At 70.0% G+C, this 16066-nt stretch carries 15 protein-coding genes and 1 tRNA gene; 8 read left to right on the forward strand and 8 right to left on the reverse strand.

Features of this window, described 5'->3' with window-relative positions:
* Window positions 1-34: 34 nt before the first annotated feature.
* Both GSQ87_RS14085 and tsaD read right to left on the reverse strand, forming a co-directional pair.
* A complete protein-coding gene (locus GSQ87_RS14085; protein ID WP_158916022.1) occupies window positions 35-1024 on the reverse strand; it encodes an NAD(P)H-dependent glycerol-3-phosphate dehydrogenase in 990 nt (329 codons plus the stop codon).
* Complete coding sequence (gene tsaD, locus GSQ87_RS14090) at window positions 1021-2115, reverse strand: tRNA (adenosine(37)-N6)-threonylcarbamoyltransferase complex transferase subunit TsaD (RefSeq protein ID WP_158917687.1); 1095 nt, start codon at window positions 2113-2115, stop codon at window positions 1021-1023. Before tsaD ends, GSQ87_RS14085 begins: the two co-directional genes overlap by 4 nt.
* A gap of 80 nt (window positions 2116-2195) precedes the next feature.
* On the opposite strand from tsaD, the gene hemC reads away from it, so the two are divergent.
* From hemC to GSQ87_RS14110, 4 genes are all read left to right on the forward strand, one after another.
* Window positions 2196-3149 carry a hydroxymethylbilane synthase gene (gene hemC / locus GSQ87_RS14095; RefSeq protein ID WP_158916023.1) on the forward strand — a complete coding sequence of 318 codons (954 nt, stop codon included), beginning with the start codon at window positions 2196-2198 and terminating at the stop codon, window positions 3147-3149.
* Window positions 3150-3154: 5 nt separating this feature from the next.
* Complete coding sequence (locus tag GSQ87_RS14100) at window positions 3155-3880, forward strand: uroporphyrinogen-III synthase (RefSeq protein ID WP_158916024.1); 726 nt, start codon at window positions 3155-3157, stop codon at window positions 3878-3880.
* Between the two features lie 255 nt (window positions 3881-4135).
* On the forward strand, window positions 4136-4588 hold the full coding sequence (locus tag GSQ87_RS14105; RefSeq protein ID WP_158916025.1) for a TIGR02300 family protein: 453 nt from the start codon (window positions 4136-4138) through the stop codon (window positions 4586-4588).
* Between the two features lie 89 nt (window positions 4589-4677).
* A tRNA-Ala gene (locus GSQ87_RS14110) sits at window positions 4678-4753 on the forward strand.
* Between the two features lie 94 nt (window positions 4754-4847).
* On the opposite strand, the gene GSQ87_RS14115 is transcribed toward GSQ87_RS14110, so the two are convergent.
* Window positions 4848-6365 carry an MDR family MFS transporter gene (locus GSQ87_RS14115; protein ID WP_174241437.1) on the reverse strand — a complete coding sequence of 506 codons (1518 nt, stop codon included), beginning with the start codon at window positions 6363-6365 and terminating at the stop codon, window positions 4848-4850.
* Between the two features lie 226 nt (window positions 6366-6591).
* Here GSQ87_RS14115 and GSQ87_RS14120 point away from each other — a divergent pair, with 226 nt between their 5' ends.
* From GSQ87_RS14120 to GSQ87_RS14135, 4 genes are all read left to right on the forward strand, one after another.
* Window positions 6592-6855: a hypothetical protein gene (locus tag GSQ87_RS14120; RefSeq protein WP_158916026.1), complete on the forward strand. Its 264-nt coding sequence runs from the start codon at window positions 6592-6594 to the stop codon at window positions 6853-6855.
* Between the two features lie 135 nt (window positions 6856-6990).
* Window positions 6991-8298 (forward strand): leucine-rich repeat domain-containing protein, encoded by a 1308-nt coding sequence (locus GSQ87_RS14125; protein ID WP_158916027.1) that lies wholly within the window; start codon window positions 6991-6993, stop codon window positions 8296-8298.
* A 310-nt stretch (window positions 8299-8608) separates the two neighbouring features.
* The gene (locus GSQ87_RS14130) at window positions 8609-10336 is read left to right on the forward strand and encodes a phospholipase C (protein WP_158916028.1); all 1728 of its coding nucleotides are present in this window, start codon (window positions 8609-8611) and stop codon (window positions 10334-10336) included.
* Window positions 10337-10478: 142 nt separating this feature from the next.
* Entirely contained in the window at window positions 10479-11921 is a 1443-nt protein-coding gene (locus GSQ87_RS14135; RefSeq protein ID WP_158916029.1) for a cytochrome-c peroxidase, read from the forward strand.
* A gap of 29 nt (window positions 11922-11950) precedes the next feature.
* Here GSQ87_RS14135 and virB11 read toward each other — a convergent pair whose 3' ends face one another.
* The 5 genes from virB11 to GSQ87_RS14160 form a co-directional block, all read right to left on the reverse strand.
* Entirely contained in the window at window positions 11951-12964 is a 1014-nt protein-coding gene (virB11, locus tag GSQ87_RS14140) for a P-type DNA transfer ATPase VirB11 (RefSeq protein ID WP_158916030.1), read from the reverse strand.
* Window positions 12965-12974: 10 nt separating this feature from the next.
* Window positions 12975-14099, reverse strand: a complete 1125-nt coding sequence (locus tag GSQ87_RS14145; RefSeq protein WP_216839319.1) for a TrbI/VirB10 family protein — start codon at window positions 14097-14099, stop codon at window positions 12975-12977.
* Complete coding sequence (locus GSQ87_RS14150) at window positions 14096-14932, reverse strand: TrbG/VirB9 family P-type conjugative transfer protein (RefSeq protein WP_158916031.1); 837 nt, start codon at window positions 14930-14932, stop codon at window positions 14096-14098. Before GSQ87_RS14150 ends, GSQ87_RS14145 begins: the two co-directional genes overlap by 4 nt.
* Window positions 14929-15810 carry a virB8 family protein gene (locus tag GSQ87_RS14155; protein ID WP_158916032.1) on the reverse strand — a complete coding sequence of 294 codons (882 nt, stop codon included), beginning with the start codon at window positions 15808-15810 and terminating at the stop codon, window positions 14929-14931. The genes GSQ87_RS14150 and GSQ87_RS14155 overlap by 4 nt, the downstream gene beginning before the upstream one ends.
* 4 nt (window positions 15811-15814) lie before the next feature.
* Window positions 15815-16066 (reverse strand): hypothetical protein (locus GSQ87_RS14160; RefSeq protein WP_158916033.1); only part of this gene is annotated, 252 nt, incomplete at its 5' end.

Below are 16066 nucleotides of genomic sequence, written 5' to 3' on the forward strand. Positions count from 1 at the left end.
GGGCGTCCTCCCAGCTCGTCTCAGGTTTCGTGTTTCAGGTTTCGTGCCGGAGCGGGCGGGAGAGCAGGTTCTCGATCGCCGCATCCACGTCGATCTCACCGGCGACCACCGCCGCCACCGCCTCGCAGACCGGCGTCTCCACGCCAAGCCGCGCCGCCAGCGCCCGCACCGCCGGGGCCGAGGTCAGCCCCTCGGCCACCGAGCGTTTGCCGGCCAGCGCCTGCGCCAGCGTCTCGCCCCGCCCCAGCGCCACGCCCAGGCTCATATTGCGCGATTGCGGGCTGGAGCAGGTCAGCACCAGGTCGCCCAGGCCACAGAGCCCCGCCAGCGTCTCCGCCCGTCCGCCCAGCGCCACGCCCAGCCGGGTCATCTCCGCGAAGCCGCGCGTGATCAGCCCGGCATGGGCGCTGCGGCCCAGCCCGCGCCCCTCGACCACGCCGCAGGCCAGCGCCAGCACGTTCTTCACCGCGCCCCCGGCCTCGGCCCCGATCAGGTCGTCGGACAGGTAGGGGCGGAAGGTGGGGGTCGCCAAGGCGTGCGCCAGTTCCTCGCCGAGGACGGGATCGGCGCAGGCCAGGGTCACCGCGCAGGGCAAGCCCCGCGCCACCTCGCCCGCAAAGCTCGGGCCAGACAGGACGGCGGCGGGCGCGTCCGGCAATATCTCTGCCAGCACCTCGGTCATCAGCTTCAGCGTCCCCTGCTCCACCCCCTTGGCGCACAGCATCACCGGCACGCCGGGACCTATGTGCTGGCCCAGGGCGGCCAGGGTCGCGCGCATGTGCTGGGCCGGGCAGACCGCCAGGATCAGATCGGCCGCCGCCAGGTGGGCCAGGTCGGCGGTGGGTCGCACGGCGTCGCTCAGGCGCACGCCGGGCAGGTAGGCGGGGTTCTCGCGGGTCTCGGCCAGGGTGCGCGCCACCTCCGGCTCGTGCGCCCACAGCACCACCTCCAGCCCGGCCCGCACGCAGACCTCGGCCAGGGCCGTGCCCCAGGCGCCCGCGCCGACGACGCCGACAACCTTCACGCCTTGGCTCCCTTGCGACCGGGCATATGCAGTGGGTTGAGCCGCGCGGCCTCGGCGTCCAGCGGCCAGCGCGGGCGGGCGGGCGCGTCCAACGGGTCGGTCAGCCCCGCCGCCAGCCGCTCGGCCCCGGCCAGGGCGATCATGGCCGCGTTGTCGGTGCAGTATTTCAGCGGTGGGGCGGCGAAGGCGAAGCCATGGACGGCGGCGGTGCGCTCCAGCGCCGCGCGCACCGCGCCATTGGCGGCCACCCCGCCGGCGACCACGAACAGCCGCCCCTCGCCGCCCCGGCCCTGGGCATAGAGGGCCATGGCGCGGCCCGAGCGTTCGGCCAGCTGATCGGCGATGGCGGTCTGCACCGACAGGGCCAGGTCGGCGCGGTCCTGTTCGCTTTCGGTCTTTTCGGCCAGGCGCGCCGCGGCGGTCTTCAGCCCGGAAAAGGAGAAGTCGCAGTCCTTGCGCCCCAGCAGCATCCTCGGCAGCACATAGCGATCCGGCTTGCCGGCACGCGCGAGCTGCTCCAGCGCCGGGCCGCCGGGATAGGGCAGGCCCAGGCTGGCGGCGATCTTGTCGAAGGCCTCGCCCGCCGCGTCGTCGATGGTCGAGCCCAGCCGGGTGCAGGCTCCGATCCCGTCCACCGCCAGCAGCTGGCAATGGCCGCCCGAGACCAGCAGCAACAGGAAGGGATAGGGCGCAGGCTGGGCCAGCCGCACCGACACCGCATGGCCCTCCAGGTGGTTGACCGCCACCAGCGGCAGGCCGCGCGCCAGCGCGATGGCCTTGCCCGCCGACAGACCCACCATCACCCCGCCGACCAGACCTGGCCCCGCCGTGGCGGCCACGCCGTCGAGGTCGCCCATGCCGATCCCAGCCTCCCGCAGCGCCTGCTCGATGATGTCGTCGATGATCTCGACATGGGCGCGGGCGGCGACCTCGGGCACCACCCCGCCATAGGGGCGGTGCGCGTCGATCTGGCTGGCGACCACCGAGGAGCGCACCTCCACCGCGTCGCCGTCCAGGCGCACGACCGCGGCGGCGGTCTCGTCGCAGCTAGTTTCGATACCGAGGACGGTCAGGGCGCTCAAGGCGTGCAGGGCTCGCGTTGCGGAGGGGGCCGCCCTCCTATACCAGCCGGGCTGGCCAAGTCCTTCGAGGTAGCGTCCGCGCCCGCCCCATGCAACCGACCGCTTTTCCGAACCCCATCCGCATCGGCACACGGGCCTCGCGCCTGGCCCAGATCCAGGCCCGCTGGACCCAGGCTGCGATCACCAAGGCGCTTGGCCAGCCGCCCGAGGCCGCCGACGAGGTCGCGCCGCTGGTGCTGATCTCCACCGCCGGGGATCGCATCCAGGACCGCCGTCTGCTGGAGGTCGGGGGCAAGGCCCTGTTCACCAAGGAGATCGAGCAGGCCCTGCTCGACGGGCGTATCGATTGCGCCGTCCACTCGCTGAAGGACGTACCCTCCGAGCAGACACCCGGCCTGGTCCTGGCCGCCCACCCCGAGCGCGAGGACGTGCGCGACGCCTTCGTCAGTCCCCGCTTCGCCCGCTTCGAGGACCTGCCCCAGGGCGCGCGGCTCGGCACCGCCAGCCTGCGCCGGCAAGCCCAGGCCCTGCACCGCCGCCCCGACCTGCAGATCGTCATGTTCCGCGGCAACGTCGAGACGCGGCTACGCAAACTCGACGCCGGCGAGGTGGACGCCACCCTGCTGGCCTCGGCCGGGCTGAACCGGCTGGGCTTGCAGGACCGCATCGCCCAGGCTTTCGACCCCAGGGCCATCCCGCCGGCGCCCGGCCAGGGCGCCCTGGCGATCCAGACCCGCACAGACGACGCCCACAGCGTCTGGGCCACAGCCATGCACCACGCCCCGACCGCCCTGGCGCTCGCCGCCGAGCGGGGCGCGCTGGAGGCGCTGGAAGGCTCCTGCCGCACGGCCATGGGCGCCCACGCCTGGCGCGACGGGGAAACCCTGCGCCTGGTGGTCGAGGCCCTGGCGCCCGACGGCTCCACCTGCTGGCGGCGGGAGGGAGACCTGGACGCGCCGGATCACCAGAACGCCCACGCGCTCGGCCTCGCCTTCGGCCAGGCGATCCGGGCCGAGGCCGGCGACCGGCTGGAGCTGGGCTGAGACGCATGGCGATCGCCCGGACCCAGGCCCCGATCCAGGTTTGGGTGACGCGTGCGCAGCCTGGCGCCGAAGCCACGGCGAACCGGCTTGCAGCCCTGGGTTATCGGCCCATCGTCGCGCCAGTGCTGGAGGTGCGCGCCCTCGGCTCCGCACGGATCGATCTGACGGGGGTCGACGCCCTCGCCTTCACCAGCGCCAACGGGGTGCGGACGTTCGTGGACCTACAGCCGCGCCGGGACCTGCCCGTCTTCTGCGTCGGCGACGCCACGGCGGCGACGGCCCGCTCATCCGGCTTTTCGAGCGTGGCCTCGTCGGCCGGCGACGTCGCCACCCTCGCGAAGCTTGTCACCGCAGCATTGCCCGCCGGCGCCGTGGTCGTCCATCCCTGCGCGGTCGAGACGGCCGGCGATCTGGCTGGCCCCCTGGCGGCGGCCAGGATTTCGCTCACCCGGCTGCCGGTCTACGAGACCTACGCTCACGACACCCTTCCATCGGAGGCGGCCGAGGCGCTGGACGCTTCGACCCTGGCCACAATCCTGATCCACTCGCCCAAGGGCGCACAGGCGGTGGCCGCCTTGCTGGCGCGAATTCCGGCCGCCACGCTCGCCGACGTCCGCGTTCTCGCCATCTCCCAAGCCGCGCTCGCCCCGCTCCGCGCCATGGCGTTCGCCGAAGCCGTAGTCGCGCCGAGCCCGGACGAAGCGAGCCTGCTGGACCTGCTGTCGCGATGACCCAGCCAGACGAAGATGAGGACCCATATGTCCCTCGTCCCACGCTGAGCCCGGCCTTCTGGGCGGCCCTGGCGTTCGGGCTGGCTCTGGTGCTGGCCGGTGGCGCGGTAGGCCTTTTCGGCGCCCAGATGTTCCCCAAGCCGGCGCCTGGGCCTGCGCCCCATGGACGCTTGGGTGAAGCGCGCTTTGACAGCGCCCATGGCGCGTGGCAAGGGAGCCGACCGCATCGCATATGATCGAACAAGAGGTCCCTCCTTGGCCAATCCCGAATTGGGGACCAAGCAGATTTGTCCCAACTGCCAGACCAAGTTCTACGACCTGAACCGCCGTCCGGCCGTCTGCCCCAAGTGCGCGACCTCCTTCGACCCCGAAGAGGCCGTGCGCTCGCGCCGCGCCCGCACCCGCGCCGTCCCGGACTACGAGAGCGACGACGAACCGAAGGTCGTGGCTAAGGAGGTCGAGGGCGCGGAGTTCGAGGAAGCGGAAGACGCCACCCCTGAGATCGACGGGGCGGTCGAACCCGACGTGGTCGAGGACGAAGACGCCGCCGAGCCCGCCGCCGAACCCGATATCGGCGTCGACTTCGAGGAACCCGCCGAACTCGAGGAAGCCGACACCGAAGACGTGCCCTTCCTGGAGGAGGAAGACGAGGACGACTTCCCCGAGGACGAAATCGAGCCCCATCACGACGAAGACGAGAGCCGCTAATCTTTCGAAAAACGGGGCTTGATCGGCGCGGGACCCTGACATAGGTTCCGCCCTCCTCGCGGCCCCGCCCGCCGCGAACCCGGTTCTCCGGGGCTATAGCTCAGCTGGTAGAGCGCTTGAATGGCATTCAAGAGGTCAGCGGTTCGACTCCGCTTAGCTCCACCAACACCGACAGGGGGTCGGACCGAAAGGTCCGGCCCCTTGTTCGTTTGGAACGCCAGGAGCCGGCGGCGATCAGGGAGGATCGCGGGAACGCAGCCTAGGTCTTTTGGAGCGAGTTGATCGGTGGGGAACGCCCGCTGAGTTCGTCGCCCGCGGTGTCCGAGAACCGCATGTTCCACAGCGTCGCCGAGGCCGATACGACCGTGACCACCAGGAAAGCCCAGGTGAACTGGCCGAGCCCGGGCGTGGTCTTGTGGGTGGCCAGCATGCCGACGTGCAGGGCGGCCGCGCCCACGCAGATGCCCAGCGACAACATCAGCTGCTGGAAGGTGGCGTAGAAGCTGGTCGCCGCGCTCATCCGTTCGGGTGGGATCTCGTCATAGGCGATGGTGTTGTAGGCGGTGAACTGGAACGACATGAAGAAACCGCAGGCCGCCAGCACGGCGAAGATCACCGCCACCGGCCAGGCCGGACGAAAGAATCCGCAGACGGCGTAGCCGCCGCTGGCGATCAGACCGTTGACGATCAGGCTGCTCCTGAACCCGAACCGCCTGAGCAGCTTCGGCGCGAGCCACTTCATACCCAGCGAGCCGATGGCCCCGGCGATGGTGATCGTGCCGCTGGCCGCAGCACTCATGCCGAACCCCACCTGGAGCATCAGCGGCAGCAGGAACGGCTGGGCCCCCTGGGTGATGCGAGTGAGCGACCCGCCGATCACCGACAGCCGAAACGTCGGCACGCGCATCAGCGACAGGTCGAGGATCGGGTCCTGGCGGCGTCGCGCGTGGAGGATGTAGAGCGGCCCGGCGACCAGGCCCACGGCGATCAGCGACAGGGCCTGGACCAGTTCGCCCGACCGGCTGGTCATCTCGAAGCCGAACAGCAGGCAACCCAGAGACAGACCGGACAGGACGAAGCCGACCAGGTCGGGCCGCGTCGGCCGTTCGGCCCGCACCTGGCCGATGAACTTGGTGACTAGCGCGATCCCCAGCAGGCCGACGGGCAGGTTGAGGTAGAAGATCCACCGCCAGTCCAGATAGGTGACGATGAAGCCGCCCAGTGGCGGGCCGACGATCGGGCCCACCAGGGCTGGCATGATCAGCCACGACATGGCCTGGACCATGTCTTCCTTGGCCACGCTGCGCAGCAGCACCAGCCGCCCGATGGGGATCATCATCGCCCCGCCGATCCCCTGGAGGAACCGGGCGCCGATCAGGAACGGCAAGGTCCTGGCCTGGCCGCACAACAGCGAGCCGGCCAGGAACAGGACGATGGCCAAGCGGAACACGGTCTTGGAGCCGAACCGGTCGGCCAGGCGCCCGCTGGCGGGGATGAAGATCGCCAGGGCCAACAGATACGAGGTCAGGGCCGAACTGAGACTGGTGACCGGCGCGCCGAAATCGCGCGCCATGGTCGGCAGGGCGGTGGCCAGGACGGTGGCGTCCATCTGCTCCATGAACAGGGCGCAGGCGATGATCAGGGCGACAGTGCGATAGCCGCGAGGCTCGGTCGACGGCCGGCTCGGCACCAGCGCCAACCCATCGGCGGCGGGCACGATGCCGTCGCGAATCTCCGCATTGATCGACGCCAGGCCGCGCCGGCGGGGCCTCAGCATGCGCCGCTTCCCAGAGCGAGCGGGCGAAGGGGCGAACAACTGGGCAGGAGGGTCCCCATGGCTGCCGTTGGCCTAGTCGGCTTGTCCCCTAACGGACAATCCGCAATTCGAAAGTTCGGCCGCTTTCCTAATAGGACATAACGGGTCCCGCCAGCCCGCCGCCACCCCGGCTTGCGGGAGAAACGATGAACGGCCGCTGAAGCCCGACCTCAGCACCTGGTCACTGTTGCGCGCGCAGAGTGGGTTCACGGTCGCCGATCCCGACGGCCGGTATCGCCTGGAGGTCGACGTGGAACAGCGCGCGCGCCATTGGATTGCGATCGAGCGCTCCGAAATCAAGGCCGGAGACCTCGTCTCCGCAGAAGCCGGGGGACTACCGATCTATCGGGTGATCGCGCTCGAGGATCAAAGAACGTCGTTGCGCGAGGAGCAGAGCGGTCGCGATCATGTCGCCCCCCTGAGCGCCCTGCATTGGAAGTTCGCCTCCTAGGCCACGGATCCACTCGGAAGAGGCGGCGAGCGAGGATCGGGCTGCAAGCCTATGTTCCCCATGCCGGGCGACGGCGCTATTGATCCAGGCAAACGGGCGCGAGCGTTCCGTAAGCCTCCGCCCGGAACCTGCTGCATGACCTCGGCCACGACCCTACAGGCGCTGCGTCGCGGCGACCTTGCAGGCGCCCGGGCGCTCGACCTGAGCCACGGCGGTCTGACGGAATTCCCGACCGACATCTGCGGCTTGGCGGACACGCTCGAGGTCCTGGACCTGAGCGGGAACGAACTGACCCGCCTGCCGGACGTCTTCAGCCAGTTGCGCAGGCTGAGGGTGCTGTTCTGCTCGGGCGCCCGGTTCGAGCGCCTGCCGCCGGTGCTGGGCGACTGCCCCGCCCTGAGCCAGATCGGGTTCAGGCGGACCGGCCTGAGGGAGGTCCCCGCCGAGGCGCTGCCTCCACGCATCCGCTGGCTGACCCTGACCGACAACGCGCTCGAACGCCTGCCCGACGCCCTGGGTCAGCGCCCGCAATTGCAGAAGCTGATGCTGGCCGGCAATCGGTTGCGCGACCTGCCGGAGAGCCTCGCCGGCGCTTCGAAGCTGGAACTGCTGCGGCTGTCGGCCAACGCCTTCGCCGCGCTTCCGTCCTGGTTGGTCGAGCTTCCACAGCTGGCCTGGCTGGCCTGGGCCGGCAATCCCCTAGACCGCGACATCGAACCCGAAGGCGCCGTCATTGATTGGGCCAGCCTTCAGCCGGGCGCGCTGCTCGGCGAGGGCGCGTCCGGTCGGGTCTACGAAGCGCTATGGAGCGAACCTGGAGTCACGACGCCCAGGCGCGTGGCCGTGAAGCTGTTCAAGGGCGCGATGACGAGCGACGGACTGCCCGAGCGGGAGATGGCCGCCTGTCTGACCGCAGGCGATCATCCAGCGCTCACCGGCGGCCTCGGCCGGCTGACCGGACATCCGGACCACGCCTCGGGGCTGGTGATGCCGATGCTGCCCGCACACTGGCACCCGCTGGCCGGTCCTCCGGATCAGGAGAGCTGTAGTCGCGATGTCTACGCTCCCACCCTGCGCCTGGCGCCCGATGTCGCCATTCGGATCGCCAGCGCGGTCGGCGAGGCCATAGCCCACCTCCACGCCCGCGGGCTGCTCCACGGCGACGTCTATGCGCACAACACGCTGTGGGATGGCGACGCCGGCCACGCGGTGCTCAGCGATTTCGGTGCGGCGTCCTTCCTGCCAAGCGGCCCACAAGCCGCACGGTTGGAACGGTTGGAGGTGTTGGCCTGGGGCCGATTGCTGAGCGAACTGCTGGATCGTTGCGACCTTGGTCCCACGGCGGCCGATCTTGCAGCCCTGTGCGAGACCTGCCTGCAACCGAATGGGAACGCCCGGCCTTCGATGGCCGCGGCGCTCGACGCCTTAAGAACGCATCTGTGACAGCCGGGGTTTGATCATTTTCAAATGCCCCGATCTCCTCTCCAGACCCTCCGACCTCGGACGAATTAAAGCGGCCTTTTGCGTACACTCCCCAGACCCATCCAATGGGTTTTCAGTTGTCGCCGCCTCGTTACGCGATTGTCATCTTAAGATGCTTTGATGAATGGATCGGCGCTGCCGCAAGGGCCCATGCCTTGACTGCGTAATCTCAAAAGCTGGCTACTGCCGAAATCTTCATACGAATACCGCCATCGACCCTCGTCTTCTGAAGACGTGTTTAGAGCGGCAAGGTTGAACCGGGAGGCGCTGAATGTTGCGTAAAGGTCTTTTGCCAGTAAAGCTGGCTGCATTGCTACTCACGCTGAGTGCGTGCGGCGGGGGGCATAACAATTCGTCGACCGCAGCCATATCCGCCCAGGACGCGCTGCCCACGGCCACGCCGATCAAGCATCTGGTCGTGATCTACGGCGAGAACCGCTCGTTCGACCACTACTTCGGGACCTATCCGAAGGCGACCAACCCGGCCGGCGAGCCGGCGTTCACGGCGGCTGCGAACACGCCCACCGTCAACGGCCTGACCCCGGCGCTGATGACCGCCAATCCCAACACGACCAATGCGGCGAACCTGGCCCGGGCCGCCTCGGCCGGCTTCCCCGCCAGCGAGATGAACCCGTTCCGGATCGATCGCGCCCAAGCGAATACGGCCGACCAGAACCACGCCTACACGCCCGAGGAGCTAGCGGCGGACGGCGGCAAGATGGACGCCTTCGTGGCCAACACCGGCACCGCCTCGGCCGGCGGCGCGGGCGCGTTCGGCACCGTGGCCCAGGTGATGGGCTACTTCGACGGCAACACCGTCACCGCGATGTGGAACTACGCTCAGAACTACGCGATGAGCGACAACGCCTACACCGACTCCTTCGGCCCCTCGACGCCGGGCGCCGTCAACGTAGTCGCGGGAACCACCAATGGGGCGGTGGTGAAGACCGGCGCCGGGTCCGTCGTGCCCGATGGCCAGGGCGGCTTCACCCTGATCAACGACACCGATCCGGCCAACGACATCTGCTCCTCCGCCAACACCGTGCAGATGACCTCCAAGAACATCGGCGATCTGCTGAACGCCAAGAACATCACCTGGGGCGGCTTCATGGGGGGCTTCAACCTCCAGACCACCAACGCCAACGGCACCACGGGCTGTAAGCGCAGCACCTTCTCCAACACGTTGAATTCGTCGCCGGCCGACTATGTCCAGCACCACAACTGGTTCCAGTACTACGCCTCGACCTCCAACCCGACGCACGCCCGGCCGACCTCGACCGCGCTGATCGGCGCGACCGATCCGCTGGACAGCACCGCGACCCCGGTCCACCACGAATACGACTACAACGACTTCGTCGCGGCGGTGAACGCGGGCAACTTCCCCTCGGTCAGCTACATCAAGGCCCCCTCGGTCGGGGACGGCCACCCCGGCAACTCCGACCCGCTGGACGAGCAGACCTTCGTGACCAACACGATCAACTTCCTCCAGCAACAGCCCGACTGGAACAGCACCGCGGTCATCATCACCTATGACGACTCCGACGGCTGGTACGACCATCGCTTCGGCCCGACGGTGAACGCCTCGTTCGACAAGACCACCGTCCAGTCGGTCAATCCCAGCCCCGCGACCGTCACCGGCGCCGACCAGCTCTCCGGCCCCGGCAGCTGCACGGGTCCCGGCGCCACCCAGGCGACCGGCCTGAACGGAACCCCTGTCAACGGTCGCTGCGGCCCCGGCACGCGCATCCCGTTCATCGTGATCTCGCCTTGGGCCAAGGTGAACTTCGTGGACGACACGATGATCACCCAAGCCTCGGTGATCCGCTTCATCGAGGACAACTGGCTGGGCGGTCAACGCATCGGCCAGGGCTCCGACGACGCCACGACCGGCAGCATCATGAGCATGTTCGACTTCAGCAGCCCCAAGGCGTCGACGGTCTTCCTCGACCCGACCCAAGGGACCAAGCTGACGTCGCCGCCGCCGGTGACGACCACCTGATCCGACCCGTTTCTATCCCGGCATGGTGTGAGCCTCCGCTCACGCCATGCCGGACGAACCGCCGCCAGATTATGCGTGAGATATCGAGCTGGGCGCAGGTCCGGCTCGATTTTCATTTCACCTTTCGCGAAGCCTTCGCCTCATGACCCTTCGCCCAGGCCCCGACCGGACTCCCAACCCGTTTATCGGGAACAGGCCTCGCCGACAGATCGCCAAGCGGCCCTCGCGTCTCGTCTGGGGCGTAGCCGGTCTCGTCGCCGCCTTGCTGGCAGGCGGCGCCTACGCCATCGCCCATCCGGAGCGCGCGCCCTCCGTGGTGGGCGCCGTCGTGGAGGACCTGACGGGCGCCAACCCCCATCCCGTCAAGCTGCTGCGGCCGCCGACCGCGCCCCTGAGCGCGCTGGCGCTGCTCGGCCAGCAGATTTTCAACGACCCCTCCCTCTCCGCGTCAGGCGCCCAGTCCTGCGCCTCATGCCACAGCCCCCAGCACGACTACGGGCCGCCCAACGACCTCCCGGTCCAGCGGGGCGGCGCGCACATGACCCTGGTCGGCTTTCGTCCACCGCCGTCGCTGGCCTATCTCTACCGCCAGGCGCCCTTCAGCATCGGCCCCGACGCCGGCGAGACCGACAACCCGGTCCCGCTGAACCAGACCGCTTCGCAGACGCGCGGCGCGGCGATCGCGGCCAAGACCGCCGGCGGCGCTTCCGCCGCTCCCTCCATCGTGCCCCAGGGCGGTTTGTTCTGGGATGGCCGCAACGACACCCTGATGGCCCAGGCCAAGGGCCCACTGATGAACCCGGTGGAGATGGCCAACGCCAGCGAGGCCGACGTCGCGCGCAAGCTGGCCCAGGCCAAGTACCGCGACCAGTTCAAGCCGCTGTTCGGCGACACCATCTTGAGCAAGCCGGCTATGCTGGTGGCCGAGGCCATGTCGGCGGTCTCGCGCTACCAGATCGAGGATCGATCCTTCCACGCCTTCGACAGCAAGTACGACCGGTGGCTGGAGGGCAAGGCGCGCCTGGACCGCGCGGAACTGCGGGGCATGCGGCTGTTCAACGACCCCGCCAAGGCCAACTGCGGCGGCTGCCATCTCAGCCAGCCTACCCGCGACCGCCTGCCGCCCCTGTTCACCGACACCCAGTACGAGGCCCTCGGCGTCCCGCGCAACCCAGCCATCCCGGCGAACAAGGACCCGGCCTTCTTCGACCTCGGCCTATGCGGGCCGTTCCGCACCGACCTAGCCAAGCAGACCCAGTATTGCGGCATGTTCCTGACGCCGACCCTGCGCAACGCGGCCCGGCGCAAGACCTACTTCCACAACGGGATGTATCATTCGCTGGACCAGGTGATGGACTTCTACAACCTGCGCAATACCAGCCCAGGCAAAGTCTATCCGCACGACGCCGCCGGCAAGGTCCAGACCTACAACGACCTTCCCGCCGCTTACCGCGCCAATGTGGACGTCAAGGACGCGCCGTTCGACCGCAAGCCCGGCGACCGCCCGGCCCTGAGCGATGCGGAGATCAAGGACATCATCGCCTTCATCCGCACACTGAACGATGGATATCGACCGGGCGCCTGACGCGCGCGGGCGGCCGATAGGGCGAGACTTCAGCGGCCTGAGGTCTGCCGGCGATCGTCGCGGATGTGCACCTCGGAGACCACGCGGCGGCCGTCGCGGCGCTCGAGCTGCACCGCCACGTCGACCACGGCGCGGACATAGTCGATGATCTCGCCTCGCCCGAGGCTGGAGCCCGCCTGCAGCACCATCAGGGCGATCTGCTCGACCGCAGCGCGCGGATTGTCGGCGTGGACGGTGGTGATCGAACCGGGGTGGCCGGAGTTCACCGCCCGCAGGAAGCTGTAGGCCTCCGCCCCTCGAAGTTCGCCCAGGATGATGCGGTCGGGGCGCAGCCGCAGCGAGGCCTGCAACAGGTCCTCGGTGGTCACCGCCGTCTCGCCGAGCGAACCGCGCACGGCGACCAGGCCGATGGCGTTGGGGTGGTCCAGCCTGATCTCGGGGGTGTCCTCGATCAGCACCAGACGCTCCTGGTGGTCGATCTCCTTGACCAGGGCGTTGAGGAAGGTGGTCTTGCCGGTGGAGGTGCCGCCGGAGACCACGATGTTCTTGCGCGCCTTGACCGCCAGCCGCAGCAGGTCGGCGAACCGACCCTCGTCCAGGGCCAGACGCAACGCCTCGTCCTGTTCGGAGGGCGTGGACAGGTCGACGCGCCGCGCCCCGTCGAAAGCGCCGGCGGCCTCGTAGTCGCCAAGCCCCAGGTCGTTGACCACGTGCTTGCGGATGGCGATCGCCATCGGCCCGCGCGTGGCGGGCGGGGCCACGATCTGCACCCGCGCGCCGCTGGGCAGGGTGGCGGCCAGCAGCGGATGCTCGCGGCTGATGCCCTGGTGGGCGGCGGAGGCGATCTGGCCGGCCAGCCGCCACAGGGCGGTGTCGGTCAGTTCGGGGGCCGCGTGCCGCTCGGCGGGGCCGCCGATGGTCTCCACCCAGACCTCGCCGGGCGCATTGATCAGGATGTCGGTGACGTCCGGCCGGTCCAGCCACGGCGCCAGCGGGCGAAGGTAGGCGTCGAGATAGACGCGCTCGCCGGGTCTCGCGCTCATGGCCGCGCCATCACTTGGCGGTCTCGACCGGGGTGAAGTCCAGGTCCTTGGCCACGAAGATCAGGATCGGCGAGCCCTGGGGCACCTTGATGGTCGGCGGAATGTTCTGGGGCTGGAAGGCGGAGGCGGACGAAGCCAGGGCGCCGGCGTCGGCGGAGGAGCCGACCACCACCTGGGTGCTGGGCTGTTGAGCCGCGGCGGCCACGCCGATGTTGAGCACCGACAGCAGCACGGCCCCGCTGAACCGCTCGAAGAAGTGGCGATCCACGCTTCCCGCAAACCCGGCCCGGCCCAGGTCGTCGGTCCCCGGCGAGCCGATCTGGATCGAGGCGCCGTCGGGCCTCAGGATACGGGTCCAGATCACGAAGGCGCGCGAGGCGCCGAGCGCCAGGCCGCTCTTGTACTGGCCGATCACCCGGCTTCCGCGCGGCACCAGCACGGTCGAGCCGTCGAAGCTCCTGACGTCGCGGCTGACCACGGCGCGGGTGAAACCCGGTAGGTCGGAGTCCAGCGCCGTCTCCAGCACCGCGGGGATCACCGCGCCCTGGGCGATCACCGTGCCGCGGTCGCGCAGCAAGGTGGCGCGGGCGCGTTCGGGTTCCTTGTCGGTGGAGACGCGAGCGGCGAACTGCTCGTCGTTGTTGAGTGTCGAAGCGGGCCCCTTATCCGCGCCGGCCGCCTTGGCGCTCTGCTCCGAGCCGCCGAAGTCGACCACCAGTGTCGGCGCCTTGCGTCGATCCGCGCCAGAATTGGCCGGCGGCGGCGCGGCCAGAACGACCGGCGCGGGCGGCGGGGTCACGACGGCGACAGCCGGGGGCGGAGGAGGCGCTTGGACTCCCGCGACCGGGGGCGGATTGCGGGCGGCGCTTTCGGCGGCGTCCAGCTCCGGCGGCGGGGGCGATGGCGGGGCGACCTGGGCGTAGGCGTCGGACGGGGCCAGATTTCGAACCTCTTTGGGCGGCCCGGGGCGATGGCTGGTCATCCAGAAGAACACCACCATGCCCGCGAGCACGGCCCCGCCGATGGCCAGCCAGGGCAGGCCGCCCCCGCCGCGCGCGACCATAGGGCGCTGCGGCTCCAGCGAGAGGTCGTCGGAAGCACGGGGATCGGGGCCGTTTGGGCCGAAGGCGCTCATGGCTGTTTCCCGGCGCGGGCGGCGGCGTTCGCGGCGGCGTTGGCGGCGGCGTTGGCGGTCTTGGCGTCGGCCGGGCGGGGCGCATCAGCCCCCGGCGTCGGCTCGCGCCAGGCGTTGTTGATGACCGTGGTCACCGCCTTGCCGTCGCGCAGGATGAAGCGCGGCGCGGTCTGCTCGACCACCTGATAGCCGTCGCGCATGCTGTAGTTGACCAGGCTCTCGGTCCCGGTTGGCGCGATCATGAACAGGGCCGGGGTGGGCGTGGCGTCGGGCCACTTGAAGTAGGTGAAGCGTCCATCGTCGAACACCGCCGAGGGCAGGTTGTTGCGCGAGCCTGTGTAGCTGTAGGCCGTGTTGCGCTGTTCGGGCGGCGGCAGGGGGACCTGCTCGGCGGCCACGACGACCTTTGGCGGCGACGCGGGATAGGCGAAGCGCACCACGTAGGGCGGCTCGGCCCCGCCCGGCAGGCTGGCGCGAGCGGACAGCTCGAACAGGTAGCTGCGCCGGTCGGTGACCACGGTCATGTTGGTGCGGGTGGCGATGTCCACCGGCTTGACGAACAGCAGGGTCGCGGCCTTGTTCGGCGTCACCTGCCAGGCCTGCCCGTCGCCGATCGACACGTTCTCGATGTGCTCGTCGTCGGAGAAGCGGAGCATGGTCTGGAAGCCGAACGCCAGGGTCAACTCGGTCACTACGTCCGGATCGTAGGGCAGCACGCGGATGCGCGGGTCGAGCGGGGCCGCGCGGACCTGGGCCCAGGCGGGTGGCGCAACGGCGAGTGCGGGGACAAGCAGTCCCAGGACGGCGGCGGCGAGCAGCGGCGTCCTGCTCATCTCGAGGTCCCCGGCGCGACAGGGGAGAGCTGAGCTCCGGGCAGGAGCGACGGCGTCATCGCCTGGGGCAGGCCCGAGGCGGTGGGCGGCGCGGGCGACGGGGCCGCAGGCGGCGCGTTCACAACGGTCGCCGTAGCCGGTGGCGGCGGCAGGCTGGAGGCCAGCACGGCGGCCGAAGGGTTGGCGGCGGTGGCGAACGGCGCCTCGGCGTCGCGGCGATAGCGGGTCACCTGGAAGCCGAGCGGGTCGAGGAAACGGTCGCCCATGCTCATCGCGGCGCTGGAATAGCGGAAGGCGATGGCCGCCACCCAGGGCCGCACCTCGCCCATGCCGCCGTTGACGTCGCGGCGCGTGGTCTCGAACCGGACCAGGGCGGTGGTGGGCGAGAGCAGCGAGATGCTCTTCACCGTGGTCTGCACCACCACGCCAGGACCATAGAGGTTCAGCGGGCTCTCGGGCGTCGTCTTGCGCATCACCCGCATGTACTGGTCGCGCGCGTCGCCGGCCGACCAGAGAGTGACCTTGCGGTAGGCGTCGCGCAGGTCGGTGGCGTCGAAGGTCTCGCGCGCCAGCACGTACTGCACCAGGTTGGCCTGGGTCACCGCTTGGTCCTGACTCATGGCGCCGGGGGCCAGCGGGCGGATGGTCTCCACATAGCCGGTCTGGCGGTCCACGCTGAAGGCGTAGGGGACCACGGTCTTGAGCGGGGCCAACGAGACCAGGGCCAGCGCCTCCAGCACCGCCACGCCGCAGGCGGCGCCCGCGACCCACCAGGCGACGCGGCGCGAGGCGCGCAATGCGCCATGCACGTCGGCCGACCAGGAGGCCGCCTCGGCGTAGTAGGCCTTGCGGCCGGGATCGCGCTTGAGGTCTGTCATGGGGTCAGGATGTCCGGGCGCCGGAGGTCGCGGCGCGGGGGCTGGCTTTGCGACGCGGCGCCTGGCCGAGCCGGGATTCGACGGTCACCGGGTCCGGCGCCGATCGCTCGCCCGCCAACACGGACAGGCTGACGCGACGCTCGCCGGCGGCGGCGGATGATGCGGTCGCTTCGCCGCCGAAGATGCGGGCGTCGCGGCGGCCCTGGGCCTCGGCGGCGGCGGCGATGCGGGCGCTGCGGCCGAGCACGGCGGGGCC

It is taken from the genome of Caulobacter sp. S45, assembly GCF_009765965.1.
Lineage (GTDB): Bacteria > Pseudomonadota > Alphaproteobacteria > Caulobacterales > Caulobacteraceae > CAHJWH01.

Bases quoted from the DNA above. Each gene is read 5' to 3' on its own strand.
- GSQ87_RS14155 (WP_158916032.1), bottom strand. From the start codon at position 15,810: ATGACAGACCTCAAGCGCGATCCCGGCCGCAAGGCCTACTACGCCGAG.
- GSQ87_RS14135 (WP_158916029.1), top strand. From the start codon at position 10,479: ATGACCCTTCGCCCAGGCCCCGACCGGACTCCCAACCCGTTTATCGGG.
- GSQ87_RS14150 (WP_158916031.1), bottom strand. From the start codon at position 14,932: ATGAGCAGGACGCCGCTGCTCGCCGCCGCCGTCCTGGGACTGCTTGTC.
- GSQ87_RS14125 (WP_158916027.1), top strand. From the start codon at position 6,991: ATGACCTCGGCCACGACCCTACAGGCGCTGCGTCGCGGCGACCTTGCA.
- virB11 (WP_158916030.1), bottom strand. From the start codon at position 12,964: ATGAGCGCGAGACCCGGCGAGCGCGTCTATCTCGACGCCTACCTTCGC.
- GSQ87_RS14100 (WP_158916024.1), top strand. From the start codon at position 3,155: ATGGCGATCGCCCGGACCCAGGCCCCGATCCAGGTTTGGGTGACGCGT.
- GSQ87_RS14130 (WP_158916028.1), top strand. From the start codon at position 8,609: ATGTTGCGTAAAGGTCTTTTGCCAGTAAAGCTGGCTGCATTGCTACTC.
- GSQ87_RS14115 (WP_174241437.1), bottom strand. From the start codon at position 6,365: ATGCTGAGGCCCCGCCGGCGCGGCCTGGCGTCGATCAATGCGGAGATT.
- hemC (WP_158916023.1), top strand. From the start codon at position 2,196: ATGCAACCGACCGCTTTTCCGAACCCCATCCGCATCGGCACACGGGCC.
- GSQ87_RS14145 (WP_216839319.1), bottom strand. From the start codon at position 14,099: ATGAGCGCCTTCGGCCCAAACGGCCCCGATCCCCGTGCTTCCGACGAC.